This window comes from Bradyrhizobium sp. USDA 3364, from assembly GCF_054056355.1.
This window is the reverse complement of sequence record NZ_JBSRYG010000002.1, coordinates 1487002-1512786: the sequence shown is the minus strand read 5'-3', so window position 1 is coordinate 1512786 and position 25785 is coordinate 1487002. Positions and strand designations below refer to the sequence as shown.

Sequence of the window (25785 nt, the reverse complement as noted above, 5' to 3'; positions counted from 1 at the left end):
GCCCTGTCAATCTGTTTGCGGTAATGGCACGCGGAACGCGAATTTCTGACTGGGGACAGCGATGGCAGACCATAGCGAAGTGGCCTACACGACCGCCGACGGCAACGATTACGTGGCGCACGAGCAGACCTATGAAGGGTTTATCAAGCTCGTCAAATACGGCTCCATCGCCGTCGCCATCATCCTCATCCTGATGGCCTACTTCCTGGTCTGATCCTCAAGATCGGCTAGCCGCATCGCCGTCCCGCGGAGGTGCCGGAATTTCTGTCGAACCCGGCTGCCAAAAACCGGGGTATCCAATCTGGCGAAAATAACGCTAGTTTGAAGACGCGTGCGCCGCTCGCGCCGCCGGAGGGCCCATGAAGATCGCCGTTGCCAAGGAAATCGATCCGTCCGAGCCGCGCGTAGCGGCGTCGCCCGATACCGTCAAGAAGTTCAAGGCGCTCGGCGCCGAGGTCGCTGTCGAGCCGGGCGCGGGCATCAAGTCGGGCCTGCCCGATTCGGAGTTCACCGCGGTGGGCGCCACGGTCTCTGCCGACGCGCTCAAGGACGCCGACATCATCATCAAGGTGAAGCGGCCGGAGGCCTCCGAGCTTTCGCAGTACAAGCGCGGTGCGCTGGTCATCGCGATCATGGACCCCTACGGCAACGAGGCTGCGCTGAAGACGATGGCCGATGCCGGCATTTCCGCCTTCGCGATGGAGTTGATGCCGCGCATCACCCGCGCCCAGGTGATGGACGTGCTGTCCTCGCAGGCCAACCTCGCCGGCTACCGGGCGGTGATCGAGGGCGCCGAAGCCTTCGGCCGCGCCTTCCCGATGATGATGACCGCCGCCGGCACCGTTCCGGCCGCCAAGGTGTTCGTGATGGGCGTCGGCGTCGCCGGACTGCAGGCGATCGCGACCGCGCGGCGGCTCGGCGCCGTCGTCACCGCGACCGACGTGCGCCCCGCCACCAAGGAGCAGGTGGAATCGCTCGGCGCGAAATTCCTCGCCGTCGAGGACGAGGAGTTCAAGAACGCGCAGACCGCCGGCGGCTACGCCAAGGAAATGTCCAAGGAGTATCAGGCCAAGCAGGCCGCGCTGACCGCCGAGCACATCAAGAAGCAGGACATCGTGATCACGACTGCGCTGATCCCGGGCCGTCCGGCGCCGAAGCTCGTCACCGGCGAGATGGTGAAATCGATGAAGCCCGGTTCGGTGCTGGTCGACCTCGCGGTCGAGCGCGGCGGCAATGTCGAAGGCGCCAAGCCCGGCGAGGTGGTCGACCTCGATGGCATCAAGATCGTCGGCTACACCAACGTCGCCGGCCGCGTCGCGGCCTCGGCCTCGGGGCTCTACGCACGCAATTTATTCTCGTTCATCGAGACGATGGTCGACAAGGCCAACAAGGCGCTCGCGGTCAATTGGGACGACGAACTGGTGAAGGCCACCGCGCTGACCAAGGACGGCGCCGTCATCCATCCCAACTTCCAGCCGAAGTAAGGAGAGAAGCCATGGAGCATCTCGCGCAGGCCGTCGATCCGTTCGTGTTCCGGCTGTCGATTTTCGTCCTCGCCGTGTTCGTCGGCTATTTCGTCGTGTGGTCGGTGACGCCGGCGCTGCACACGCCGCTGATGAGCGTGACCAACGCGATCTCGTCGGTGATCGTGGTCGGCGCGCTGCTTGCGGTCGGCGTCGGCATGGTGTCGAGCGGCTCGGGCTGGGCCCGCGGCTTCGGCTTCGTCGCGCTGATCTTCGCCTGCGTGAACATCTTCGGCGGCTTCCTGGTCACCCAGCGCATGCTGGCGATGTACAAGAAGAAAGCCAAGTAACGGCAACCACCTCGGGGTGATGTAAGAATTTGGGGGGACCTGAGATGAGTGCCAATCTCTCTGCACTATTGTATCTCGTGGCAGGTGTGCTGTTCATCCTGTCGCTGCGTGGCCTGTCGAGCCCGGCCACGTCGCGCCAGGGCAACATGTTCGGCATGATCGGCATGGCGATCGCCGTCGGCACGACGCTGGCGAGCCATCCGCCGGCCGATGGCGTGGCCTGGCTGCTGGTGATTGTTGCGGTCGCGATCGGCGGCGGCATCGGCGCGGTCATCGCACGCCGGGTGCCGATGACGTCGATGCCCGAGCTCGTCGCCGCATTCCACTCGCTGGTCGGCATGGCCGCGGTGCTGGTTGCCGCCGGCGCGTTCTATGCGCCCGAGGCGTTCGACATCGGCACGCCCGGCAACATCCATCCCCAGAGCCTGGTCGAGATGTCGCTCGGCGTCGCGATCGGCGCGCTGACCTTCACCGGCTCGGTGATCGCGTTCCTGAAGCTTTCGGCACGGATGAGCGGCGCGCCGATCATCCTGCCGGCCCGCCACGTCATCAACATCGTGCTGGCGCTGGCGCTGGTGTTCTTCATCGTCGGCCTGGTGCTCTCCGGCAGCGCGTTCGACTTCTGGATGATCACGATCCTGGCGCTGGCGCTCGGCGTGCTGATGATCATCCCGATCGGCGGCGCCGACATGCCGGTCGTGATCTCGATGCTGAACTCCTACTCCGGCTGGGCCGCGGCGGGCATCGGCTTCACGCTCGGCAACTCCGCGCTGATCATCACCGGTGCCCTGGTCGGCTCCTCGGGCGCGATCCTGTCCTACATCATGTGCCACGCGATGAACCGCTCGTTCATCTCGGTGATCCTCGGCGGCTTCGGCGGCGAGACTGCTGCCGCAGGCGGCGGCTCGGGCGAGCAGAAGCCCGCCAAGCTCGGCTCGGCGGACGATGCCGCCTTCATCATGAAGAACGCCTCCAAGGTCATTATCGTGCCCGGCTACGGCATGGCGGTGGCGCAGGCCCAGCACGCGCTGCGCGAGATGGCCGACATCCTGAAGAAGGAAGGCGTCGAGGTGAAATACGCCATTCACCCGGTGGCGGGCCGTATGCCCGGCCACATGAACGTGCTGCTGGCCGAGGCCAACGTGCCCTATGACGAGGTGTTCGAGCTCGAGGACATCAATTCGGAGTTCGCCCAGGCCGACATCGCCTTCGTGATCGGCGCCAACGACGTCACCAACCCGGCGGCGGAAGAAGACAAGACCTCGCCGATCTACGGCATGCCGGTGCTGCAGGTCTGGAAGGCCGGCACCGTGATGTTCATCAAGCGCTCGCTGGCGTCGGGCTATGCCGGCATCGACAATCCGCTGTTCTATCGCGACAACACGATGATGTTGCTCGGCGACGCCAAGAAGGTCACCGAGAACATCGTCAAGGCGATGTAAGGCGGGCAGCGATGGCGCTGAACCGGGAGTGGCATCGCGCGCATCGCATGCCGCCCCGGGCCACGCGCGAGCAGCGCATCAAGTGGCATGTGGCGCATGCGGCGGCCTGTTCCTGCCGGCCGGTCCCCGGCGGCATCAAGGCCGACGTCGAGAGGCTGCTCAAGCTCCGCGGCAAGACATAGAAGCGGCCACTGGTGATGGCCCTGGCACTCGCAATCCTGAAATGGCTCCTGATCGCCGCGCTCGTCGTCTATCTCGGCGGGCTCGTGGTGCTGTACGTCAAGCAGCGCGAAATGCTGTTCCCGATCCCGCCGGTGGGACGGACTGCGCCCGCGGCCGCCGGTCTTGCCGAAGCGGAAGAGCATGTCCTGACCACCGATGACGGCGAGAAGGTCATCGTCTGGCACGTGCCGGCGAAGCCGGGCCGGGATGTCGTGCTGTTCTTTCCCGGCAATGGCGATTTCCTTGCCGGCCGCGTGGCGCGCTTCAAAGGCATCATCGCCGACGGCACCGGGCTGGTGGCGCTGTCCTATCGCGGCTACGCCGGCTCGAGCGGCTCTCCGAGCGAGCAGGGGCTGCTGCAGGACGCGGCGGCAGCTTACGCGTTCACCACCGCGCGCTATCGCGCCGAGCAGATCGTGGCCTGGGGCTTCTCGCTCGGCACCGGCGTTGCGGTCCCGCTCGCCGCCGAACATCCGGTCGGCAGATTGATCCTGGAGGCGCCCTATACGTCGACGGCCGACGTCGCCGGTGAGCACTTCTGGTACGTGCCGGTCACCCTGTTGATGCGGGATCAATTCCACTCCGACCGGCGAATCAATGGCGTCACGGCGCCGCTCCTGATCATGCATGGCACCAACGATCCGGTGATCCCGATCCGTTTCGGCGAGCGCCTGTTCGGCCTCGCCCATGAGCCCAAGCAGTTCGTGCGCCTGCCCGGTGGCGGGCACGACGATCTCGACGATTTCGGTGCGCTGGGGACTGCGATGCGGTTTATCGGCGCCGCAGGTGGCTGACGGCGGCGATTGTCTATCGCATAATCGGCCATCGAAGTGAGGGGACCCCCACGATGAGCGCACACGGACCGATGCCGCGGTCGGCCTGGCTGTATCCTGTTCTGGCGGTGCTGTTGTTTGCCGCGGTCTCGGCCTCCGGCTACAACTTCGCGCCATCGGCTCCTGGCTGGGTGTTCGCGGCCGTGTTGCTGGTGATCCTGTTCGGCACCGTGTTCGCGGCCGTCCATCATGCCGAGATGATCGCCGAGCGGATCGGCGAGCCGTTCGGCACGCTGCTCCTGACGCTCGCGGTGACGATCATCGAGGTGGCGCTGATCTCGACCATCATGCTGGGCGACACGCCGGCCCCGACCTTGGCGCGCGACACCGTGTTTGCGGTGGTGATGATCGTCTGCAACGGCCTGGTCGGGCTTTGCATCTTCATCGGCGGCCTGCGCTACCGGGAGCAGGATTTCCAGATCACCGGCGCCAACCTCTATCTCAGCGTGCTGTTCGTGCTCGCGACCATCACGCTCGACATGCCGAATTTCACGCTGACCGCGCCGGGGCCGGTCTACTCCACGGCCCAGCTCGCCGTCGTCAGCATCGTGACGGTGCTGCTTTACGCGGTGTTCCTCTACACCCAGACCATCCGCCACCGCGATTACTTCGTCGGCAGCGCCAACGAAGCGGCGGCGCATGGCGAGGTGATGTCCGACCGCATGACGGCGCTCAGCGTCGCGCTGCTGCTGGTCTCGCTGCTCGCGGTGGTGCTGCTGGCGAAGAAATTCTCGCTGGTGGTCGATGTCGTCACCATCAAGATCGGTGCGCCGCCGGCCTTTGCCGGCCTGGTGGTGGCGGCCCTGATCCTGTTACCGGAGAGCGTCGCCGCAGTGTCGGCGGCGCGCAAGAACGACCTGCAGAAGAGCATCAACCTCGCGCTCGGCTCCTCGATCGCCACCATCGGGCTCACGGTTCCCGCCGTGGCGGTTGCCGCCTATGCGCTCGACAAGCAGCTGGTGCTCGGGCTCAGCAACCAGCATATGCTGATCCTGCTGCTCACCTTCATGGTCAGCATGCTGACCTTCGGAACCGGTCGCACCAACATCCTGTTCGGGCTCGTTCATATGGTGGTGTTCGCCGTGTTCGTGTTCATGGTTTTCGTGCCCTAGAGCCCGCTCAAACAAGAAACTCGGAGAAGTAACGATGCTCAGCGCCAAATCGGATGTTCAGGTGGATACGGCGGAGGTCCGCGTGACCGAATGGCGGCTCGCGCCCGGCAGTGCCACCGGCCACCACACCCATGAGATGGACTACGTGATCGTTCCGATCACGGCGGGTGAGATGACCATCGTGGCGCCGAACGGCGAGCGCTCGACGGCGCAGCTCGGGGCCGGCAAGTCCTATTTCCGCAAGGCCGGGGTCCAGCACGACGTGCTGAACGAGACGGCCAGCGAGATCGTGTTCCTCGAGGTCGAACTCAAGCCCTGACACGGGGCCGGAACCCTGCACGCGCCGAATGGCAGGTCCGAGTCGGTGCAGTTGTGGAAATTCATAAGCCGTTAACGGCTCCACGTTGAATTAAGAGGTGGATGCGGCCTACGCAGGGGGCGCCTCCGGCTGAAACCGAAATGACACTGAAGGTGACCGTGGAACGGGGGTTTGCCACCGATCCGACGCAGTTGATCCCTGAATGTGCCTCAAAGTTCCAGCATGAAATAACGGGGTGGGGAGTTGCAGGTCATGCTGAGTTACCTGAAGAAATTTGTGATGGACATCTTACCCTCGGTGGCAGCGACCATCATCGGGGCGTACATCGTCAATCACTACATCGTGGCCAGGCCGGAAGCGCCGGCAGCCGCGGCCGTGACCGCCGCCGTTGATCCCAAGGCGGATCCGAAGGCCACCGCCAAGCCCGCCGAAAAGCCCGCCGTCGTCAGCAGCCTCCCCGAAGCCGGCGTGAAGGCCAAGGGCATGTCCGAGCGCACGCTGATCGAGCGGTCGGCGTCCGAGAAGGCCACCGTCACCGAGAAGCCCGCCGACAAATCCGCCGACCCCAAAGCAGCCGACCCCAAGGCTGCTGACTCGAAGGCTGCTGACTCGAAGGCTGATGCCCCGGCCGAGACCGCCAGCATCCCCGCCGAGACCCGCCATCATCCGGCGGCGCCGAAGGCGGTCGCCAAGGCCACGCCTGCCACCGCACCGCAGCCGGCGGCGACGGCTGCCGCGCCGGCCGAGGCCGCAGCCTCGCCGGAGGAAAGCCGCGACGCCAACGATCTCGCGCGCGCCGCCATCGAGCGGCTGCGCAAGGAGCGTCCGCAGCAGGAGGCCGCGCGCTCTACCGATCTCGCCCGCCTGCCTGAAGCGCAGCGCTCGGCGACCACGTCGGCGATGCGGCCGTTGCCGCCACCGATCATGGTGTCGAACCCGTCCAGTGATAGTGCCGATCAACCCTCCCAGCAGCGTGCGCCCTACGCCGCCGGCGTCCAAGCCAACGTGCAGGATTCGAACCGGCTGACGCCGCCGGCCGACATCCCGGTGCCGGTGATCCAGGCGCCGCTGGACCTGCGCGCCGAGGCGGTCATGCCGGCGCCCAAGAACGAGCGCACCTCGGTGACCGACGACATGTTCTCCGGCATGAAGTCGATGTTCCACGCCGTTCTGCCGAAGTAAGCCCTGCAGAACCAAGTCCTGCCGAAGCAAGCCTGAGAAATTATCCGCCGGTGCGCGCCAGCCCGCTGCGCGCGCTGCCGTCGGTTGGCCGTAGCGCGAGCGCGCGATTGTAGGACGCCGCCGCCTTGGCCTTGTCGCCGAGCTTCTCATAGGTCTGGCCGCGAATGTTCCACGCCGCAACGTTGTTGGGATCGGCCTGCACCGCCTCGTCGAGATCGGAGACGGCTCGCTTGGCATTGTCGAGCGCGAGGTAGCTGGTGGCGCGGCCGACCAGGGGCTCGGCCTTCTGCGGCGACAGTCCGCTCGCCGCGGTGAAATCGTCGATCGCCTGCTGGTGCTGGCCGCGGCTCTGATAGATCAGGGCGCGGCCGTAGAGCGCCTGGATGTTGTAGGGGTCGGCGGCCAGCGCCTGTTCGAACTCCGCCATCGCCTCGTCGAGCTTGCCGGAGCGCGCCAGCACCTGGGCGCGAGCCGTGTGGTCCTTGGCGCTGTTGACGTCCTGCGGCGTGATGGCGTCGGCGGCCGGCTTATCGGCGGTGGCGGCCGGCTTCGGCTTGCCGTCCGAACCCCATGATCCCAAGTCGAAGGAACAGCCCCCGAGCGGCAGGCCAACAACGATTGCAATGATGACGAGCTGTGGCGCGCAACGCCGGGGCGCAGGGTCTGCAAGGAGCGAACGGAGTGCCGGATCAGCGATCATGCAAAATGCTCTTGCCGGTCGTTTTGCATGGGTACCCCGGAACGCGGCTCGCTTCAAAACGACAACGCGGGCCCGTGGCCCGCGCTGTAAGACTTCCAGATCGGCAAAACGGTTCAGCGAGGACCGCGACCAGCGCCTGCACCACCGCCGCGACCGCCGCGGTCGCCACCCGGACCAGCGCCGAACACCGGCTTCGGCTTCATCGGCAGCAGGCCTTCGCGCTGCAACTTCTTGCGCGCCAGCTTGCGTGCGCGGCGCACGGCTTCGGCCTTTTCGCGGGCCTTCTTCTCGGACGGCTTTTCGTAGTGACCGCGGAGCTTCATCTCGCGGAAAATGCCCTCGCGCTGCATCTTCTTCTTCAGCGCCTTCAGGGCTTGGTCGACATTGTTATCGCGGACGAGAACCTGCACGCGGCATCCTCTTTTGAATTGATCGGTTCGGAATTCTGGTGAGGTGAAGGGGCGGCAAAAGGCCTGCCTCTTAACCCTAGGCGCGCGCATGTATCAGACAAACGCGCAGATGTCCACCGGTCACGTGACTTTCGGGCCTAGTAAAGCCACGAAATGGGACGAAAATGCCATCGTGCGGCCCTGATTTGGGTGATTTGGCGCCCGGTTGAGGGCCGCTCCCGGCGTTTTGGATGACCCGGGCATTGGAAATAGGGGAGATGGCACATGGATATGAAGAAATACGCGGCCGAGCTGATCGGTACGTTCTGGCTCACATTCGCTGGCTGCGGCAGTGCGGTGATCGCGGCCGGGTTTCCGCAGGTCGGGATCGGCCTGGTCGGCGTATCATTGGCCTTCGGGCTGAGCGTGGTGACCATGGCCTATGCGATCGGCCATATCTCGGGTTGCCATCTCAACCCGGCGGTGACGGTCGGGCTCGCCGCGGGCGGGCGTTTCCCCGGAGGGCAGGTGCTACCCTACATCATCGCGCAAGTCGCCGGCGCGATCGTCGCGGCCTGGCTGCTCTACGTGATCGCGAGCGGCGCGCCCGGCTTCGATGTCAGCAAGGGCTTCGCCTCGAACGGCTACGACGCGCATTCGCCGGGCCATTACAGCATGGTGGTGTGCTTCATCACCGAAGTGGTGATGACCATGATGTTCCTGTTCATCATCATGGGATCGACCCATGGCAAGGCGCCTGCCGGCTTCGCGCCGCTCGCGATCGGCCTCGCGCTGGTGATGATCCATCTCGTCAGCATTCCAGTCACCAACACCTCGGTGAACCCGGCGCGCAGCACCGGGCCGGCGCTGTTCGTCGGCGGCTGGGCGCTGGCGCAGCTCTGGATGTTCTGGGTCGCGCCCTTGATCGGCGGTGCGCTCGGCGGCGTCATCTATCGCTGGCTCAGCGACGAGCCGACCGGCATCGTTGCCGGCGCGAAAACGGCATGATCGGCGAATGGGATCGTGGCTGCCACGATCCCATTTCCATTGAGATGTCGAAGGCGGCTGCGACCGCCGCCTGAATTTATGGCTTGCGGACCGGTGTCACTTCGGTGACGTGCCCCATCTTGCGGCCGGGGCGAGGCGTGCCCTTGCCGTACAGATGCACGGTGGCGCCGGGAACGGTGAGCCACTGCTCATAGCTCAGGATGTCGTCGCCGATCAGGTTGGTCATGGTGACCACCTCGCCATGGCGCACCGGCTTGCCAAGCGGCCAGCCGGCGATCGCGCGAATGTGCTGCTCGAACTGTGAGATCGAGGCACCGTCGAGCGTCCAGTGACCGGAATTGTGCACGCGCGGCGCGATCTCGTTGACCAGCACCGTCGCAGTGCCGTTGCCCGGCACCACGAACATCTCCACCGCAAGCACGCCGACATAGTCGAGCGCAGACGCAATCTTTTCGGCGATCGCCCGCGCCTGCGCGGCTAGCTCCTCGGGAATTGCAGCCGGCGCGCGGGAAATTTTCAGGATGTGATCGCGATGCTCGTTCTCGGTGACGTCGAAGCACTCGACCTCGCCGGACGCGGAGCGGGCTGCGATGACCGAGATCTCGCGCTCGAAGGGGATGAAGGCCTCGAGGATCGCCGACTTGGTGCCGAGGTCTTCCCAGATCTGTTCGAGGTCGTCGCCGGGGCGGACGATGGTCTGGCCCTTGCCGTCATAACCGAAGCGGCGGGTCTTGATGACCGCGGGCAGGCCGATCCGTTCGATCGCCGCGCGCAGCGTGGCGACCGAGGAGACGTCGGCATAATCGGCGGTGCCGATGCCGAGCTTGCTGATGAAATCCTTCTCGATCAGCCGGTCCTGCGTGGTCTCGAGGATCTTGTACGCGGGCAGCACCGGGCGGCGCGCGGCGAGCACCATCGCGGTCGCGGCCGGGACGTTCTCGAATTCATAGGTGACGACGTCGACGTCGTTGGCGAACAGTTCGAGCGCCTCGACGTCGGCATATTCCGCGCAGGTCGCATGCTGCACCACGTCGAAGGCCGGCGAGTCCGGATCGGGCGAAAACACCTCGCAGCGGAGCCCGAGGCGCGCCGCGGCCATTGCCAGCATCCGGCCCAATTGTCCGCCGCCGAGGATTCCGATGGTGTCGCCCGGCTTCAGCTTCACTGCATTCGAAGCCGTCACGCCGTGCCCTCCGGATGGTCCTTGACCGCATCGGTCTGCTGCTTGCGCCAGGCCGCAAGGCGGGCCGACAGCGCGGGATCGCTGAGCGCGAGCACGCTTGCCGCCAGCAACGCAGCATTGATCGCGCCGGCCTTGCCGATCGCGAGCGTTCCGACCGGGATGCCGGCCGGCATCTGCACGATCGAATAAAGCGAATCGACGCCGGACAGCGCCTTGGATTCGACGGGAACCCCGAACACCGGAAGCTCCGTGAGCGCGGCCGTCATGCCCGGCAGATGCGCGGCACCGCCGGCGCCGGCGATGATCACCCTGTGGCCGGCCGCCTTGGCGCCCTTGGCGAAGGCGTAGAGCCGATCGGGGGTACGGTGGGCCGAAACGATGCGCGTTTCGCAGGCGATACCGAGCGCGGCCAGCGTATCGGCGGCGTGGCGCATGGTCTCCCAGTCGGACTGGCTTCCCATGATGAGGGCGATCGGAGCGGTCATCTCTTCAATTCTGTACAGGAATCCAAAAGCATAGGCCGATTATAGGGGCGGCCCGGGCGTCATCCAAGGCGTGGCAAGGGAGTCAGAATGGACTATCCTGTCTTGGTGAATCCCGGCAAGCCTTCATAAGCAGGCCTCAACAAGGATGCGCATGAAGAAGAAGACGACGGCGGCCGGCTCCGGGGCGGCAAAACGACGGAAAGGCGCGACCGCACCGCGCAAATCCGCCCCCGGCAAGACTGGAACCAAACGGACCGGAGCCAAGCGGGCCGGAACCGAGGCCGCCACGCGCGGCGCGGTCGCATCCGGCGACAAATCCACGATCCGCAGGCTCAGGGCACAGTTGGCGCGGGCCCAGGCCCGGATCGAGGAACTGCAGGCCTCCGCCGAGACCGACTTCCTGCTCGACATCCTGAACCGGCGCGGCTTCGAGCGCGAGCTCACCCGTTCGCTGTCCTTCATCAAGCGCTACCAGGCTTTCCGGCGCGCTGATCGTGCTCGACGTCGACCGCCTGAAGCCGATCAACGACGCGTTCGGGCACGCCGCGGGCGACGAGGTGCTGAAGACGATCGTGGCCGCGATCTCGGACCAGGTGCGCGCCTCCGACGTGGTCGGCCGTCTCGGTGGCGACGAGTTCGCCGTGCTGCTGTGGAATCTCAGCGAGACCGATGCCCGCGCCAAGGCGGCTGCGCTGGAAGAGGCGATCGATCGCCTGACCTTCGTGTTCCGTGACAGCCATGTCTCCGCGGGCGCCTCCGCAGGCGTTGCGATCCTCAACGTGCATTCGGATGTCGAGCGCGTGCTCGATGAGGCCGACCGTGCGATGTATGTGCGCAAGGCCCAGCGGCGCCATGAATCCTAAAGCATGATCCGGAAAAGTGCGAAGCGGTTTTCCGAGAAGATCATGCTTAAACAAGGGGCATGATCCGGAAAAGTGCGAAGCGGTTTTACCTCGCGACAAGCGCGGGACGCGCTTGCGCGGAGATCATGCTCAACAAAGAACCAAAGCGCGATGACGGTTCAATCCAATCTCTTCGCGGCTAATTCCAGAGATTACAGCGCGCTCAGATCCTCCGGCACATTGCCGTAGGCACGCAGCAGCTTGGCGTCGCCGAATTCGCCGATCGCGGGATCGCCGGTGCGGCTGAACGCGACGGCGCCGATGCTGCCGGGCATCCGCGACATCGTCTCCGCGCGGCGCAGAGCGGTCGCCGAGCTCTGGCATTCCTCGGCATTGCCCGCGACGGGAGCGCCGTCGTCGTCCTGCATGAAGGGCAGCGCCACGTAATAGGTCACGTCCGCCATTGCTGTGCTCCCGGATGATCAGGCCAAGAATCAAGCAGCGTCGCTCGCCGCCTCGGTTCGCGCCGGGACGCAGCCGGCGGTGATCGCCGCCTGCAACTCCTCGAGCTCGGCTTCCAGGTATTCGTTGGCCATGATCAGCGCCTTGATGGTGCTGCGCAGGTTGCCGTCGCACATCGCGATCGCCTGATCGCAGGCCTTCTCGTAGCGGCTGTTGTCGGGCAGGGAAGGCGGTGCGGACATGGCGAAACTCCCTCTGATGGCTGGCGGCATGCCGGCATGTTCTCTTTTTGTTCCAGGAGAGTCAAGCGTGGAGAATTGCGCCCGCGTCCGTTGCCGGGAACGTGAAGCCGACGAGGCGCTGTGGATGACGGGGAAAACCGCGGGACCGGACTGAACCAGGCCGGCCGAACCGAGGCTGCGCCGTGGCCCACGGGTCAGGCGATGATGTCGGGCGTGATCTGGTCTTCGATGAAGGCGATGCGATCGCGCAACTGCAGCTTCCGCTTCTTCAAGCGTTGCAGCATCAAGAGATCGGGCGCCGGCGACTGATGCAGCGCGTCGATCGCGGCATCGAGGTCGCGGTGCTCCTGTTGCAGACGCGCAAGCTCGGCGAGGAGTTCGCGCTCATCCTGATCGTTCATGGTTGTGTATTAACTGCTAAGCACGACGAGGTTGTCGCGGCCGAAGCAGCCGCTTGCCGGAATATCGTCCCTGCGCGCGCGCCGCGCAAGCTGAACCGGTTCCATAGTCACGAATGGTTACAGATAAACCGAAATGAGTGCGTGCGGCATTTCGCGTCCCCTATCGACAGTGCCGCCGACTTGTGTAGACTTACTGGTCCGGATCGAACCTGAGGTTTAACCCACCGAGGAGAGTTCGCAATGGCAATACAGGCCCATCTCATCGAGCTGGAGCGTAAGCACAAAATACTTGAGAACGAACTGCACGAAGCGCTCGTTCACCCCTCCGTAGACGACCTCCATATTTGCGAGCTCAAGCGCCGCAAGCTGATGGTCAAGGACCAGATCGAACGGTTGAGACTCTCCGCCGACGACACGGTCCACTAAGTCAGTCCCCGCAAATTAGCGAATAGCTTGGCCTTTTTTACCGAGGGATGAACGCCGTAGCGCGCATCCCCCGGGGAGGCCATGCTGCATTTGCTCAGAGCCTGGTCAGTCCGGGATCGCCAGCTCGCCGACATGGTCGGCGACTGCAAGCGACGACGTCAGCCCGGGTGACTCGATTCCGAACAGGTTGATCAGGCCGGCGACGCCGTGATCGGCCGGCCCCTGGATCAGGAAATCCTGGGTGGCCACCGCCGGCGGCACGATCTTGGGCCGGATTCCCGAATAGCTCGGCATCAGCGCGCCATCCGGCAGCGTCGGCCAATATTTCCGGATCGCCGGATAAAACCGCTCGGCCCGATCCGGGTCGACCGCGTAGTCGATGTGATCGATCCATTCGACGTCGGGGCCGAACCTCGCCTGTCCAGCCATGTCGAGCGTCAGGTGCACGCCGAGCCCGCCGGGCTCCGGCACCGGATAGATCAGCCGCGAGAACGGCGCCCTGGCGCTGCAGCTGAAGTAATTGCCTTTGGCCAAATAGGCCGTTGGAATCAATTCGATGGGCATGCCTTCGATGTTGCGCGCGACCGCCGTCGCGCCAAGGCCCGCGGCATTGATCAGGAGATCGCAGGCCAGCGTCATCGGCGCCGCGCCGCCGGCCTCGATCTCGAATCCGTTGCCGGTCGCCCTGGCGTGCAGCAGCGGCGTATGGAAGGCGAATGCCGCCCCGGCCGCTTCGGCGTCGCCGCGCAGCGCCAACATGTAAGCATGGCTGTCGATGATCCCGGTCGAGGGCGACAGCAACGCCGCGTCGCAGTTCAGCGCCGGCTCCAGCGCGCGCGCGGCCTCGCCGGACAGCACTTGCATGTCGTCGACGCCGTTGGCCGCGGCATGGGCGCGGATCGACTGCAGTTTTTCGGTCTCCTTGGCCGTGGTGGCCACGATCAGCTTGCCGCAATTCTTGTGCGGGATGCCGTGTTCGGCGCAGTAGCGGTAGAGCGACCGCTTGCCGCTGACGCACATCCGCGCCATCAGGCTGCCGGCCTTGTAATAGATGCCGGCGTGGATCACCTCGCTGTTTCGCGACGAGGTCACGGTGCCGATCCCCTCGGCCTCCTCGATCACAATCACTTCGCGGCCGGCCTGTGCCAGCCTCCGCGCCACGGCGAGGCCGATCACCCCCGCACCGACGATCACGCAATCAACCCTGTCCATCTCGTCCTTCAGATCCGAAAATTTCCGCACGGCGATGCCCTTGCCGTCGCCGCCAACATCGTTCAGCCGATCCGCGCATTTTGGGCAAGTGCTTGGGCCATCTCAATTAGTCGGGGAGCCATGCCCTGTTAGTGGAGCATTAATCATGTCAGGGCATTTGCCGTAAATTAAGTCGCATTTTCCAGTTGCATCAGTACGCGTTTACCCGATCCAAACCGACCGAGCCGGACACTCGCCCCGGAAATCCGCGGGTGATCGATGGCTGGCAAGAAGTGGCAGGCGGGCGGGAAGAATTCGATTCCGGCAAGGGCCGTGCTTTGCCTGATGGCCGCCGTCGCGTCGTGCAGTACAGCCCGGGCCGCCTCCGGCGCGTTCGCACCGTCATCCTATCTCGGTGACCTCGATCCCGGCGTGGTCTGGGAGCTCCTGATCGGCAGCGTGGTGGTCGCGTCGTTCTTCGGCGCGGTCGGGCTGTGGATCCTCTCGGCCCTGCGCAAGGCCAGGCGCGCGCAACTGCGCCGCAACGCCTTCGTCTCGTCGGCCCTCAACCATCTGAACCAGGGCGTGGTGATGACCGATGTGCACGAGCGCATCGTGTTCTGCAACGACCGCTATCTCGAGATCTACGGCCTGTCGCGCGCCGACATCCGGCGCAACATGACCGGTACCGAGCTGCTCGAGCTGCGCCGCGACCGCGGCGTGCTCGACGTCAGCGTCGACGATTTCTTTGCCAGGGCCGCGGCGCCCGAGGGGCTGGTCACCGAACTGTCCGGCGGCAGGTCGGTGCTGGTGAAATATTTCCCGCTGCCGAACGGCGGCTCGGTCGCGACCCATCTCGATTGCACCGACCAGCGCAAGCTGTCGCGCAAGCTCGCCTCGACCACGCAATTCCTGGAGTCGGTGCTCGACAACGTCCCGGTCTGCGTCGCGGCCAAGAACATCGAGGACGGCCGCTACATCTTCGCCAACCGCGCCTTCGAGCGCTTCTCGCGGTTCTCGCGCGACCACATCGTGGGCAAGCGCGCCGACGAGATCTTCCGCCCCGAGACCGCGCTCAGCATCGATACCGCCGACCGCGCGGCGCTGAACGCGCCGGAGGGCTATCACCGCAGCGAATTCTTCGTCGAACGCGGCTCGGAGAAGCGCATCCTCGCTTCCAACCGGGTGATCGCCCGCAACGAGGCCGGCGAGCCGGAATTCCTGATCGCGCTGTTCGAGGACGTCACCGATCGCCGCTCGCTGTCGCGCGAGCTGGAGAACAACAAGAAATTCCTCGAGCTCGTGGTCGACAACATCCCGGTCTCGCTGATCGTGCAGCGCGTCACCGACGGCCGCTATTTGCTGGCCAACCGCAGCGCCGAGACGATCCTCAACCGCCGCCGCGAGGACGCCGCCGGCCTCACCGCGTCCGATATCTTCAATGCGCGTGAAGCCAAGCTCATTATGGCCCGGGACGAGGCTGCGATCAGGAAGCGCAGCACGATCGCCGAGGAGCACCCGATCTCGACCAAAGACGGCCTGCGGCTGTTCCTGACCCGCCGCATGACCGTGCTCGACGACCATGGCGAGCCGCAATACCTGATCAAGACCCATGAGGACGTCACCGACCGGCGCCAGACCGAGTCGCGCATGGCGCACATGGCCTATCATGACGGCCTGACCGATCTGCCCAATCGCGCCGCCTTCCTGCAGGCGCTGACCCAGATGATCGAGGCCTGCGACGGCACCGACGAGGAGTTCGCCGTGCTCTGCGTCGATCTCGACGGGTTGAAGGAGATCAACGACGTCTACGGCCATGCGATGGGCGACAAGGTGCTGATCGAGGTCGCGCAGCGCCTGCAGACCGTGGCGCGCGGCGGCGTGGTTGCGCGGCTGTCCGGTGACGAATTCGGCCTCATCATCGACGGCAAGCAGCCGGTCGCCGGCATCGCGCTGGCCGAACAGGCCGCCGAGGCGCTCGGGCAGGATTTCCTGATCGATGGCAAGTCGGTGCGCACCGGCCTCACCACCGGCATCGCGGTCTTCCCGGACAATGGATCCGACGCGGCCTCGCTGCTGGCCAATTCCGGCGCGGCGCTGTTTCGTGCCAAGGCGAAGTCGCGCGGCACGATCTCGATCTTCGAGCCGGAGATGGACCAGCAGATCCGCGATCGCCGCGTGCTGCACCAGGAATTGTCGGTCGCGATCAAGAACGGCGAATTGTCGCTCTACTACCAGCCGCAGGCGGCCGCGGGCGCCAGCGTTGCCGGCAGCCAGATCATCGGTTTCGAGGCGCTGGCGCGCTGGCACCATCCGGTACGCGGCTTCGTGCCGCCCGGCGACTTCATTCCGCTCGCGGAAGAGAGCGGCCTGATCGTCGAGATGGGCGAATGGATCCTGCGCGAAGCCTGCCGAGAGGCGGCCTCCTGGGCGATCCCGCTGCAGGTCGCGGTGAACCTGTCGCCGGCGCAATTCACCCATGGCGACCTCGTCGGCCTCGTCCATTCGATCCTGCTCGAGACCGGGCTCACGCCCGACCGGCTCGAGCTCGAAATCACCGAGGGTGTGCTGATCGAGGATTTCGACCGCGGCCTGTCGCTGCTGCGGCGGCTGAAGGCGCTTGGCGTCCGCATCTCGATGGACGATTTCGGCAGCGGCTATTCCTCGCTGAGCTATCTGCAGGCGTTCCCGTTCGACAAGATCAAGATCGACCGCGCCTTCGTCATCAATCTCGGCCGCAATCCGCAATCGGCCGCGATCGTGCGCGCGGTGATCGATCTCGGCCACGGCCTCGAGATGTCGATCGTCGCCGAAGGCGTCGAGACCGAGGCGCAACTCGGCTTCCTTGCCGAGGAGGGCTGCGACGCCGTGCAGGGCTATCTGATCGGCCGGCCGGCCCCGATCGGTCAATTTGCCGCGCTGGTCGGCGGCGAGTTGCTCGCGGAAACCGTGCGCAGAGCCGGGTAGATTGGCCTCAACGGTCAGATGGCGTCAGGCGCCGCGCTTGCCATTCGCTGCACGTGCGGTTAAATCTCGATCCACCACAACTTTTTTCCGAGAAAGGAGGGCTGCGTCGTGGCGAGATTCACCGATCCCCACCTCAAGCGTGGCCCCGTCAACGCCCTGCAGATGCGTTTGCAGGGCTGACCGGAAACTCGCGCTAAATCCTTCCTGGTCTGCCCTTCGTGGCCGTGCGGCGTCGAACGCTTGAGCGTTCGCGCCCGCACATCAATCCCTCGCCGCGCTTCGACACGACTATCCGATGGCTGGCATGCCCGGGAGTGTCGTGATTGCCGGCAAGACCAGAGAATTGACCGTGACCCTCATCAATGTCCGCAATCTCGGCGTGACGCTGAACGCGCCGCTGATTTCCGAACTGAATTTTGTCGTCAATGCCGGCGACCGCATTGGCCTCGTGGCCGCCAACGGCCGCGGCAAATCCACGCTGCTGCGCTGCATCGCCGGCGCGATGGAACCCAATGAGGGCGACATCATCCGCGCGCGCGGACTGACCGTCGGCCATGTCGAGCAGGACGCGCCGCCAAAACTGCTGGATACGCCGTTCCATGCCGCCGTGCTCGAGGCGCTGCCCGCCGAACAGCGCGGCAGCGAGAGCTGGCGGGTCGACGTCGCCTTGCAGTCGCTCGAAGTCCCGGAGGAACTGTGGGCGAGGCCGCTCAAGCAATTGAGCGGCGGCTGGCTGCGGCTTGTGCTGCTCGCCCGCGTGCTGGTGACCGAGCCCGACGTGCTGCTGCTCGACGAGCCGACCAACCATCTCGACCTCGCCAAGATCGGCCGGCTCGAGGTCTGGCTGAACACACTGCCGCGCGAGATGCCGCTGGTGATCGCAAGCCACGATCGCGCCTTTCTCGACGCGACGACCAACCGGACGCTGTTTCTGCGCCCGGAACGGTCGCAGCTGTTCGCGCTGCCCTACACCGCGGCGCGCGCGGCGATCGACGAATTCGACGCCTCGGACGAGCGGCGCTATCAGCGCGACATGAAGGCGGTCCGGCAGCTCCGGCAGCAGGCCGCCAAGCTCAACAACCTCGGCACCAATTCCGGCAGCGACCTTCTGCTGTCGAAGACCAAGCAATTGAAGCAGCGCGCCGAGAGACTGGAGGAGGCGGCGAAGCCGGCGCATCTGGAACGTTCGGCCGGAACGATCCGGCTCGCCAACCGCGACACCCATGCCAAGGTCCTGATCAGGCTGAACAACGCCGTGATCGCGACCCCCGACGGCAGGCCGTTGTTCAGGACCGGCCAGCAGTTCATCTGCAAGGGCGACCGGATCGCGCTGCTCGGGCCGAACGGCGCCGGCAAAACCCGGTTCGTCGCGGCGCTGCGGCTGGCGATCGAGACGAACGAGGCGGCAGCCGCCGAGATCCGGGCCACCGAGTCGCTGGTGCTTGGCTATTGCGACCAGGCGCTGGCCGATCTCGCCGATGGCGACACGCCGATGCGGATGCTGACGCGGCGCTTCGTGGTCGGCGATCAGCGTGCGCGCGGCCTGCTCGCCGGTGCCGGCCTCTCGATCGAGATGCAGGGCCGTCCGATCGGGCGGCTGTCGGGCGGGCAGAAGGCTCGTCTCGGCATGCTGGTGCTGCGGCTCTCCCAGCCGAACTTTTATCTGCTCGACGAGCCGACCAACCACCTCGACATCGAGGGCCAGGAGGCGCTGGAGAAGGAACTGATGGAGCAGCAGGCCAGCTGCCTCCTGGTCTCGCACGACCGCCAGTTCGTGCGGACGGTGGCCAACCGGTTCTGGGTGATCGAAGGCAGGAAGCTGATCGAGGTCGACGGCCCCGAACATTTCTTTGCCTCCGTCGGAGCAGGCTGACGTTTGACGCTTTTTTCGGCGAGCACGTATTCCGTTCGCATCGGAATGCGATAGGCGTTGCGCATGGCGGACTATGATGTCGCGATCATCGGCGGTGGCCTTAACGGCACGAGCGTGGCCCGTGACGCAGCCGGCCGCGGCCTGCGCGTGATCCTGCTGGAGCAGGGCGATCTCGGCTCCGGCGCGTCGCAGGCTTCGCCGCGGCTGGTCCATGGCGATCTGGCGGGGCTGGAACGGCGCGAATTCTTCCGCGTTCGCAGGGCGCTGAGGGAGCGCGACGTGTGGCTGCGGATCGCGCCACACCTGGTCCGGCCGGTACGCTTCGCGCTTCCCGCGCATGCCGAGGAACGGCCGCCGTGGAAATTGTGGTCGTTGCTGTTGCTCTATGAGCGGTTGGCCTCGCGCAGCGGCCTGCCGCGCTCGGCGACCCTCGATGTCACCCACCATCCGGTCGGCAATGCGCTGAAGCGGCCGTTCGGAACCGCGTTCGAATATTCCGATTGCGTCGTCGACGATTCCCGGCTCGTCGTGCTCACGGCCGTCGATGCCGCGGCGCGCGGCGTCGAGATCCGCACCGGCGCCCGCGTGACCCGGGCGGAGCGCGGCGACACCTGGCGTCTGGTCGCGATCGACCGCGGCTACCGGCGGGTGATTACGGCGCGGTCGCTGGTCAACGCGACCGGTGCGTGGACCGCCTCCGTCGCCGACACCGTGCTGCGCGTGCCGGCGCCACCGCTCGCGACCGTGCAGATCAGCCAGATCGTGGTGCGCCGCATGTTCGATTGCGACAACGTCTATGCATTCCAGAATTCCGACGGACGACTGATTTTCGCCAGTCCCTATGAGCGTGACTTCACCCTGATCGGCAGCGTCAGCCATCCCTTCAAGGGCGATCCGGCTATTGTCACAATGGGCGTGCGTGAGGTGGCCTATCTCTGCGATGCGGCCAATCGTTATTTTCGCGAGCAGATCACGCCTGCCGACGTGCTGCGAACGATTTCCGGCGCCAATTCCGTCGTCGCGTCCGCGCGCCGGAGCGATGGAGCAGCGCTGCTTGATTACGGGCGCGGCAAGGCGCCGCTGCTCACGGTCTTCGGCGGCGATGTCACCATGTCGCGGCGTCGCGCCGAGCGGGCGGTCTCGGAGTTCACGCGGTTCTATCCGATGACGCCGCGCTGGACCGCAACCGCGCCGCTGCCGGGCGGCGAGTTCGCATGGCCGCGCTTCGAGACCGAGGTCGACATCGCCCGCGATCGCTGGCGCTTCCTCGGCGAGGCGCAGGCGCGGCGGCTGGTGGCCGCCTATGGGTTGAACGTGAAGGACGTTTTGGGAGATGCCAAAGACAAGGCCGATCTCGGCCCCGCCTTTGGTCCGGAACTGACCGGCGCGGAGGTGCGCTACCTCATGCGCAAGGAATGGGCGCGCTTTCCCGATGACGTGCTGTGGCGTCGCTCCAAGCTCGGATTGACCATGCCGCAAGCCGACCGCGATGCGCTGGCGGCGTTCATGGCGAAGCCGGATTGAGCGCGGCTTTCAAACCTCCCCTTGAAAGGGGAGGTCGCTTTGCTCGCAAGAGCAAAGCGGGTGGGGATCTGCTCTCTCCCCAGACACCGCCGTTTGTGGCTGACCCCCATCCCGACCTTCCCCCTTTTCAGGGGGAAGGAGAACAGCTCCGACAGCGGCTACTGCCTCGCCGCCTCCTGCGACCAGGCGAGGTCGCGCCGCGACGGACGGCGATGCAGCCGGTCCGAGATCAGGTTCGTTGCCTGCCGGCCCTGGCCGGCGCGCAGGCAGGCAACGATGAAGGTGTCCTCCCACAATTCGCGCTGGGCATGGCTGCCGCCGATCCGCACCAGCTCGGGCATCAGTGGTGCTAGGATGCGCACGGCGCTGTCATGGTCACCGGCTGCGAAGGCGGCGATGCCGCGACCGAGCCCGATCGCGGCAGGGCCGGGCGCCAGCTTGCCGTCGGCGTCGCGCGCCGCCATCTCGGCCAGCCGTGCCTCCAGCGCGTTATTGTTGGTCGTGGCTGCGACCAGCGCGTGATGCACGTCGGCAAAATGCGCGCCGGCCTTCGGGAAATAGCCGTCGCCATAGGCGGCGACATCCTTCCAGTGCGGTTCGAGGCCGGTCTTGCCGGCGACCGACAGCCGCCACAGCAGCGAGGCCGTGTCGGTGTAGATATTGAGCGGCGGATAGGGTCGGTTGGCCGGCTTGATGTGCTGCTCGTAGATGTTGAGCGCGCTGTCGGCATCGCCTTCCTCGATCGCGATCAGAGCGAGGTGCCAGGCCAGATGGCCCTGCAGAAAGCTGGTGCGGTCATTGCCTGGCAGCCACGCGGAGAGGAAGCTGCGGCCTTCCGCCGCGTCGCCCTGCTCGAACAGCGCATGCGCCACGGCATGCGCTGCGCCGGCGTTTTCCGGCTTCAGCGCATAGCCGCGCTCGGTGATGGCACGGCCCGCGACGAGGTCGCCGGCCTCGGTCTTCGACCAGCCGAGATAGGTGAGGAACCACCAGTCGTCGCCATAGTCGCTGACATAGCGCTCGGAGATTGCGAGCCGCGCGGCGTCATGGTCGGGACGGCCGGAGAAGGCGTAGAGGCCGAAGGCGCCGAGCAACAGCGACAGCACCTGCGCATCGCGCGGATATTCGTCGAGGTGCTGCTCGGCCGCCGTCATCGCCTTCTTGCCCTGGCCCTCGATCACGGACGCGATGACCTCGATGTGCTGGCGCTCGCGCGAACTGGCGGCTGCCGCCAGCTGCCGGGCATCGGCCGCCTTGGCGCGGGCCTGGGCGCCTTCCATGTTGAGCTGGTGGACGCGGGCACGGCCGAGATGGGCCAGCGCGAAGTCCGGGTCCGCGGCGATCGCCGCCTCGAACGCCGCATCGGCGCCGAGCAGCGCCGCCAGCATGCGATCGACGCCGTCGACATAATGCGCGGCGGCGCGGTCCGAATCGGTCGTCAGCGGCAGGCCGTAGCGGTCGCAAATCATCGGTTGTCCTCCCGAGTTCGGCCGCGAAGTCTAGGGTATGTACTCATAAAGGCAACGAGCGCCTTCGGGGCTTATGTCTGTTTTTGCGGCCGTAGGCTCATTAGAATTTGCTAACCAACCGCCGCCATTAGTTGCAGTCGGCAAACCAAGCGGTACGCGCTTTGCTAGATTGAATATGTCACCCGGAAGCTCCTTGAGGTCGCGTTGCACACAAAATATGCCGATATTCTCAGCCGCATAAGCGAAGAGCCATCATGGTTCGATGAGCTTGCAGTTCCGCGCTATGGAGATTTTGATCCCGACGCGGTCGCGAATGTCTATGCGCGTGAGGCAGTACTGGTTCTCGCCGCATGTCAATTTTGTGGGCGCCACTTCCGACTGGCGATTACACGGCCCTACTTCAAAGATGATCCCGATGTGGCAACTGCCGTCTGCCACAGGGGTCTGCACTATGGTGATCCCCCTAACGTCGATTGCTGTAGTGCTGGGCCATCGACCACAGTCGTAGAACTTGAAGTTCTGGAATATTGGTGGCGCGTATCGGGGTCTAGCTGGAAACGAGAGGTTTCGTTCGAGGTCGGTGTTGTTTCCAATGTGATGAGTGACGACCCACGATACGAGGCCTACTACGATGTGGCTCGCAATCCCGAATATCCACTGTCGTTCGGTTCCATACCGAAGGAGCCGAAGGGCGCACAATTTCAGGAATTGGTGACGGAATTGCTGACGCGCTATCCAGCGGCAACTCGCGAAGCAGCCGAAGCCGCTCTGCGATCCGTCTGGGCGGAGCGCATGTTTTCAAGGCGATGTTTTCAACTCGCGGAAGACGCGCTTGCAGAGTTTCAATGGCCTGCTGTTAGTCCAAACCGGGGCGACACTTAGGGGGCCGCTCTGGGTCAAAAGCGGTAAGGTTCAGACTGGTCGAGTGTCTTCCGGTTGGTACCTCAAAGCCGACGCAACGCGTTGATGAGTACACGCCCTGGCAGGGGCGCGGAGACCGACAATATTGCGGGAGATGTCCGTGAAGCGGTTGAGCCGGTGGCGATCCGCCGCTAGCTTGCCGCCTGGATTGGACCTTGCGGGGAAATCGGGGCTTCTTGACGTGACATCGGGCGAAGCGAGTGCGGAGGCGGCCAAACCGCTGCCTGAACCGGCCGTCTCGGACATGCCGCTGCTGCGGATCGAGGGCGTCGCCAAATCGTTCGGCAATTTCCGCGCGGTCGACAAGCTCTCGCTCGATATCCGCGCCGGTGAGTTCTTCGCGCTGCTCGGACCGAGCGGGTGCGGCAAGACCACGCTGCTGCGCATGCTCGCCGGCTTCGAGACACCGGACGAGGGCCGCATCCTGCTCGGCGGCAGCGACATCGCCCGGGTGCTGCCGCACGAGCGGCCGGTCAACACGATGTTCCAGAACTACGCGCTGTTCCCGCATCTGTCGGTGCGCGACAACATCGCGTTCGACCTGAAGCGCGCCGGCAGCATGAAATTCGTCGAGCGGCGCTCTCGGCTGGCTATGGCGGCAAGAGCGGGACTTCCCTGAAAATCACCGGGGGGCAGCGCTGTTTGCCCGATCCGTGATTAGTGACCACGAAAGCACACCTGCATAGATTTCGCAGAGCGCACGACCCGCAAGCTACCTTGTTTGATAAATCTCTAGAGACACTTTCGTTTTAGAAGGCCTGCCATGACCCTGTTTGCGACCGTAGATGAGGCAGAGGAGGATCAGACTGGCGCTCCCAACGCGAAGGCTGTAATCGCCGTCGTCGGACTGGCAATTGAGGCCAGAATTGCGGGCATGGCGGCGATGATCGCTGATGGTGACCGGACCGCGTCCAATTTGCGTGACGCCATCCGAAAAGGTGCGCGCGGGATTATAAGCTTTGGCGTATGCGGCGGGCTGGATCCGAAGCTCCGACCGGGCAAGGTTGTCATCGCTTCGTCGGTGTTTGCCGGGAAAGATGAAGCTTATCCTAGTGACCACCATTGGGCCCAGGAGCTCCTTCGGATGATCCCGAGCGCCGGCTACTCTCCGATTGCTGGAGTGGCTACCCCGATGACAAGTTTTGAGGAGAGACGGAACTTCCATGCCACCACCGGGGCTGTCGCAGCTGATATGGAGTCGCAAATCGTGGCCCGAATTGCTGCCGAATTTAGAATTCCCTTTGCCGCTTGTCGCGTTGTTCTAAACCCCGCCCATCGAATACTTCCGAGAGCGGCGCTCATAAAGATCGGACCCGCAGGTAAGCCTAGACTGCGCAAAATCGGAGTTTCAGTCGTTAGCGACCCACGGCAACTTCCCAGACTTAGCCGATTAGCCGTTGACGCTGTTATTGCGGTGAGGGCGTTGCGCGGGGCCAAACAACGGCTTGGAACTCACCTCGGTTTCCCGCATCTTCACGGCCGCTTACCGCGTCGACTGCTGCACCTCAAAAAATAAACCCAGTCCGATCGCGCCGTCAGTGCTGCTGCCTGCACGGCGCGACGCCTGGCCAAACAAATGCGATTCCGAGCTAGGTCGGCCGCGCACTCACGAATCGGACGGCGGGTCGAACTTTGGCATAGCTTTCGAACCCGCACGTGAGCGCAGGAAGGCCTTGCTCACTGCGAGCGCCGGCGCAGCCAAAAAGGCGGTCAAGGTAGCCCACGAAAGGATGGTCCGCGGCGCGGCCGCATGGCGCTCAGGCAAACCCTCCACCGATCCAAAGCAGCCTCTTCGTTTTATGAAGCGCCAAGCGAGCGGATTCCACTGGCTCCAGACCTGCTCGGCCTGCGCGGCCAACAGGCCGGAGACAATCTCCGGCGGAGGTCCAAAAACCTCAGGCAGCCTGTTCGACAAATCGCCGTCCTTCAGCACATCCCATTTCGAATATCCGCCCATTACGGGAGACGAGAGGGCGAACACCACTCGACCAATCCGCGCCTCCCTCGAAGAAAACGAACACATCGGGCAAGGTTCAACGATCGAATACAAGGTGCAATCTTGCAAACGCTTTCGTTTGAGGACCTTTTGTGCCGCGGAAAGCGCCACGAGCTCCGCGTGGCGCGTCACGTCGCTCTCCGATGAGACCCGATTTGTCGCCTCGGCAATGACCTGTCCTCGAGAGACAATCAGGGCGCCGAACGGCAGCTCTCCTTTCTTCGCTCCAAGGCGCGCGACTTCAAGGCATCGCTCCATCAGTTGCAAATCTTGCAGTTGCAAATCTTGAAGATGAGCTTTTGGCATGAGCGTCAGCTGCTCCATCCGAGTTGACGAGCAATCCCTCTTGGTTGCTGCGTTACTAGGCCAGACCGAGCCTAGCTCCTCCCCGGCGCGTCATGGTGCGCCGGGGGGGGGGCGATCTCCACTTCAATCCGGACGGGAGGGGGCGCCCGCTGAATTCCACCGTGTCAGGCCATAGCGGAAGTCCTTTGATTCAAATCAAACGGCCCCCGCGGGTGGGTCGAAAGCGCCGGCTCTGCAATGACCGCTCTGGGTCAAAAGCGGTAAGGTTCAGACTGGTCGAGTGTCTTCCGGTTGGTACCTCAAAGCCGACGCAACGCGTTGATGAGTACACGCCCTGGCAGGGGCGCGGAGACCGACAATATTGCGGGAGATGTCCGTGAAGCGGTTGAGCCGGTGGCGATCCGCCGCTAGCTTGCCGCCTGGATTGGACCTTGCGGGGAAATCGGGGCTTCTTGACGTGACATCGGGCGAAGCGAG

General features: G+C 64.9%; 26 protein-coding genes and 2 pseudogenes. 18 read left to right on the top strand and 10 right to left on the bottom strand.

The annotated features are described in order from the left end of the window. Positions 1–61 precede the first annotated feature (61 nt). The 9 genes from ACVILL_RS07135 to ACVILL_RS07095 all read left to right on the top strand — a co-directional run bounded on the left by ACVILL_RS07135 (position 62) and on the right by ACVILL_RS07095 (position 6923). On the top strand, positions 62–214 hold the full coding sequence (locus ACVILL_RS07135; protein ID WP_024584943.1) for an aa3-type cytochrome c oxidase subunit IV: 153 nt from the start codon (positions 62–64) through the stop codon (positions 212–214). Positions 215–359: 145 nt separating this feature from the next. After that, on the top strand, positions 360–1484 hold the full coding sequence (locus ACVILL_RS07130) for a Re/Si-specific NAD(P)(+) transhydrogenase subunit alpha (RefSeq protein WP_456728424.1): 1125 nt from the start codon (positions 360–362) through the stop codon (positions 1482–1484). Between the two features lie 11 nt (positions 1485–1495). Next, positions 1496–1813 (top strand): proton-translocating transhydrogenase family protein, encoded by a 318-nt coding sequence (locus ACVILL_RS07125; protein ID WP_016841609.1) that lies wholly within the window; start codon positions 1496–1498, stop codon positions 1811–1813. 44 nt (positions 1814–1857) lie between these two features. Continuing rightward, on the top strand, positions 1858–3255 hold the full coding sequence (locus ACVILL_RS07120) for an NAD(P)(+) transhydrogenase (Re/Si-specific) subunit beta (protein WP_456728423.1): 1398 nt from the start codon (positions 1858–1860) through the stop codon (positions 3253–3255). 11 nt (positions 3256–3266) lie between these two features. Continuing rightward, positions 3267–3437 carry a hypothetical protein gene (locus tag ACVILL_RS07115; RefSeq protein WP_456728422.1) on the top strand — a complete coding sequence of 57 codons (171 nt, stop codon included), beginning with the start codon at positions 3267–3269 and terminating at the stop codon, positions 3435–3437. A gap of 15 nt (positions 3438–3452) precedes the next feature. Beyond that, the gene (locus tag ACVILL_RS07110; RefSeq protein ID WP_456728421.1) at positions 3453–4271 is read left to right on the top strand and encodes an alpha/beta hydrolase; all 819 of its coding nucleotides are present in this window, start codon (positions 3453–3455) and stop codon (positions 4269–4271) included. Positions 4272–4324: 53 nt separating this feature from the next. Then, a complete protein-coding gene (locus ACVILL_RS07105; RefSeq protein WP_456728420.1) occupies positions 4325–5422 on the top strand; it encodes a calcium:proton antiporter in 1098 nt (365 codons plus the stop codon). Positions 5423–5456: 34 nt separating this feature from the next. Next, positions 5457–5741, top strand: coding sequence for a cupin domain-containing protein (locus tag ACVILL_RS07100; RefSeq protein WP_456728419.1), 285 nt, complete (start codon positions 5457–5459; stop codon positions 5739–5741). A 252-nt stretch (positions 5742–5993) separates the two neighbouring features. Next, the gene (locus ACVILL_RS07095; protein WP_456728418.1) at positions 5994–6923 is read left to right on the top strand and encodes a hypothetical protein; all 930 of its coding nucleotides are present in this window, start codon (positions 5994–5996) and stop codon (positions 6921–6923) included. A gap of 40 nt (positions 6924–6963) precedes the next feature. Here ACVILL_RS07095 and ACVILL_RS07090 read toward each other — a convergent pair whose 3' ends face one another. Both ACVILL_RS07090 and rpsU read right to left on the bottom strand, forming a co-directional pair. Further along, positions 6964–7503, bottom strand: a complete 540-nt coding sequence (locus tag ACVILL_RS07090; protein WP_456728417.1) for a tetratricopeptide repeat protein — start codon at positions 7501–7503, stop codon at positions 6964–6966. Between the two features lie 233 nt (positions 7504–7736). After that, positions 7737–8033 carry a 30S ribosomal protein S21 gene (rpsU, locus tag ACVILL_RS07085; RefSeq protein ID WP_456728416.1) on the bottom strand — a complete coding sequence of 99 codons (297 nt, stop codon included), beginning with the start codon at positions 8031–8033 and terminating at the stop codon, positions 7737–7739. A 264-nt stretch (positions 8034–8297) separates the two neighbouring features. Between rpsU and aqpZ the strand changes: the two genes are divergently transcribed. Continuing rightward, entirely contained in the window at positions 8298–9020 is a 723-nt protein-coding gene (gene aqpZ / locus ACVILL_RS07080) for an aquaporin Z (RefSeq protein ID WP_456728415.1), read from the top strand. A gap of 76 nt (positions 9021–9096) precedes the next feature. On the opposite strand, the gene ACVILL_RS07075 is transcribed toward aqpZ, so the two are convergent. Further along, positions 9097–10203 (bottom strand): 5-(carboxyamino)imidazole ribonucleotide synthase, encoded by a 1107-nt coding sequence (locus ACVILL_RS07075; protein WP_456728414.1) that lies wholly within the window; start codon positions 10201–10203, stop codon positions 9097–9099. Beyond that, positions 10200–10688, bottom strand: coding sequence for a 5-(carboxyamino)imidazole ribonucleotide mutase (gene purE, locus ACVILL_RS07070; protein ID WP_456728413.1), 489 nt, complete (start codon positions 10686–10688; stop codon positions 10200–10202). Before purE ends, ACVILL_RS07075 begins: the two co-directional genes overlap by 4 nt. Before the next feature lie 151 nt (positions 10689–10839). Between purE and ACVILL_RS07065 the strand changes: the two are divergent. Next, positions 10840–11551 (top strand): annotated as a pseudogene (locus ACVILL_RS07065) (GGDEF domain-containing protein). Between the two features lie 191 nt (positions 11552–11742). Here ACVILL_RS07065 and ACVILL_RS07060 read toward each other — a convergent pair. The 3 genes from ACVILL_RS07060 to ACVILL_RS07050 form a co-directional block, all read right to left on the bottom strand. Next, on the bottom strand, positions 11743–11994 hold the full coding sequence (locus tag ACVILL_RS07060) for a hypothetical protein (RefSeq protein WP_456728412.1): 252 nt from the start codon (positions 11992–11994) through the stop codon (positions 11743–11745). Between the two features lie 30 nt (positions 11995–12024). Then, positions 12025–12234: a hypothetical protein gene (locus ACVILL_RS07055; protein WP_456728411.1), complete on the bottom strand. Its 210-nt coding sequence runs from the start codon at positions 12232–12234 to the stop codon at positions 12025–12027. Positions 12235–12428: 194 nt separating this feature from the next. Continuing rightward, positions 12429–12635: a YdcH family protein gene (locus tag ACVILL_RS07050; RefSeq protein WP_024583705.1), complete on the bottom strand. Its 207-nt coding sequence runs from the start codon at positions 12633–12635 to the stop codon at positions 12429–12431. Positions 12636–12875: 240 nt separating this feature from the next. Between ACVILL_RS07050 and ACVILL_RS07045 the strand changes: the two genes are divergently transcribed. Then, entirely contained in the window at positions 12876–13061 is a 186-nt protein-coding gene (locus ACVILL_RS07045) for a YdcH family protein (protein WP_016847370.1), read from the top strand. A gap of 105 nt (positions 13062–13166) precedes the next feature. Here the strand turns inward: ACVILL_RS07045 and ACVILL_RS07040 are convergent, their stop codons facing one another. After that, positions 13167–14303, bottom strand: coding sequence for an NAD(P)/FAD-dependent oxidoreductase (locus ACVILL_RS07040; protein ID WP_456728410.1), 1137 nt, complete (start codon positions 14301–14303; stop codon positions 13167–13169). A gap of 228 nt (positions 14304–14531) precedes the next feature. Between ACVILL_RS07040 and ACVILL_RS07035 the strand changes: the two genes are divergently transcribed. The 3 genes from ACVILL_RS07035 (at position 14532) to ACVILL_RS07025 (ending at position 20616) form a co-directional block, all read left to right on the top strand. Continuing rightward, positions 14532–17219: a sensor domain-containing protein gene (locus ACVILL_RS07035; RefSeq protein WP_456728409.1), complete on the top strand. Its 2688-nt coding sequence runs from the start codon at positions 14532–14534 to the stop codon at positions 17217–17219. 349 nt (positions 17220–17568) lie between these two features. Then, on the top strand, positions 17569–19092 hold the full coding sequence (locus ACVILL_RS07030) for an ABC-F family ATP-binding cassette domain-containing protein (protein ID WP_456734199.1): 1524 nt from the start codon (positions 17569–17571) through the stop codon (positions 19090–19092). 63 nt (positions 19093–19155) lie between these two features. Beyond that, positions 19156–20616, top strand: coding sequence for a glycerol-3-phosphate dehydrogenase (locus ACVILL_RS07025; RefSeq protein ID WP_456728408.1), 1461 nt, complete (start codon positions 19156–19158; stop codon positions 20614–20616). A gap of 158 nt (positions 20617–20774) precedes the next feature. Here ACVILL_RS07025 and ACVILL_RS07020 read toward each other — a convergent pair whose 3' ends face one another. Further along, positions 20775–22004 (bottom strand): tetratricopeptide repeat protein, encoded by a 1230-nt coding sequence (locus ACVILL_RS07020; RefSeq protein ID WP_456734198.1) that lies wholly within the window; start codon positions 22002–22004, stop codon positions 20775–20777. Between the two features lie 285 nt (positions 22005–22289). Here ACVILL_RS07020 and ACVILL_RS07015 point away from each other — a divergent pair, with 285 nt between their 5' ends. The 3 genes and pseudogenes from ACVILL_RS07015 (at position 22290) to ACVILL_RS07005 (ending at position 24522) form a co-directional block, all read left to right on the top strand. Beyond that, positions 22290–22967, top strand: a complete 678-nt coding sequence (locus ACVILL_RS07015; protein WP_456728407.1) for a hypothetical protein — start codon at positions 22290–22292, stop codon at positions 22965–22967. Positions 22968–23250: 283 nt separating this feature from the next. After that, positions 23251–23598, top strand: a pseudogene (locus ACVILL_RS07010) (ABC transporter ATP-binding protein); the annotation flags it as partial. A 171-nt stretch (positions 23599–23769) separates the two neighbouring features. Further along, the gene (locus ACVILL_RS07005) at positions 23770–24522 is read left to right on the top strand and encodes a phosphorylase family protein (RefSeq protein WP_456728406.1); all 753 of its coding nucleotides are present in this window, start codon (positions 23770–23772) and stop codon (positions 24520–24522) included. 90 nt (positions 24523–24612) lie between these two features. Here ACVILL_RS07005 and ACVILL_RS07000 read toward each other — a convergent pair whose 3' ends face one another. Next, a complete protein-coding gene (locus ACVILL_RS07000; protein ID WP_456728405.1) occupies positions 24613–25326 on the bottom strand; it encodes a nucleoside deaminase in 714 nt (237 codons plus the stop codon). Between the last annotated feature and the right edge of the window lie 459 nt (positions 25327–25785).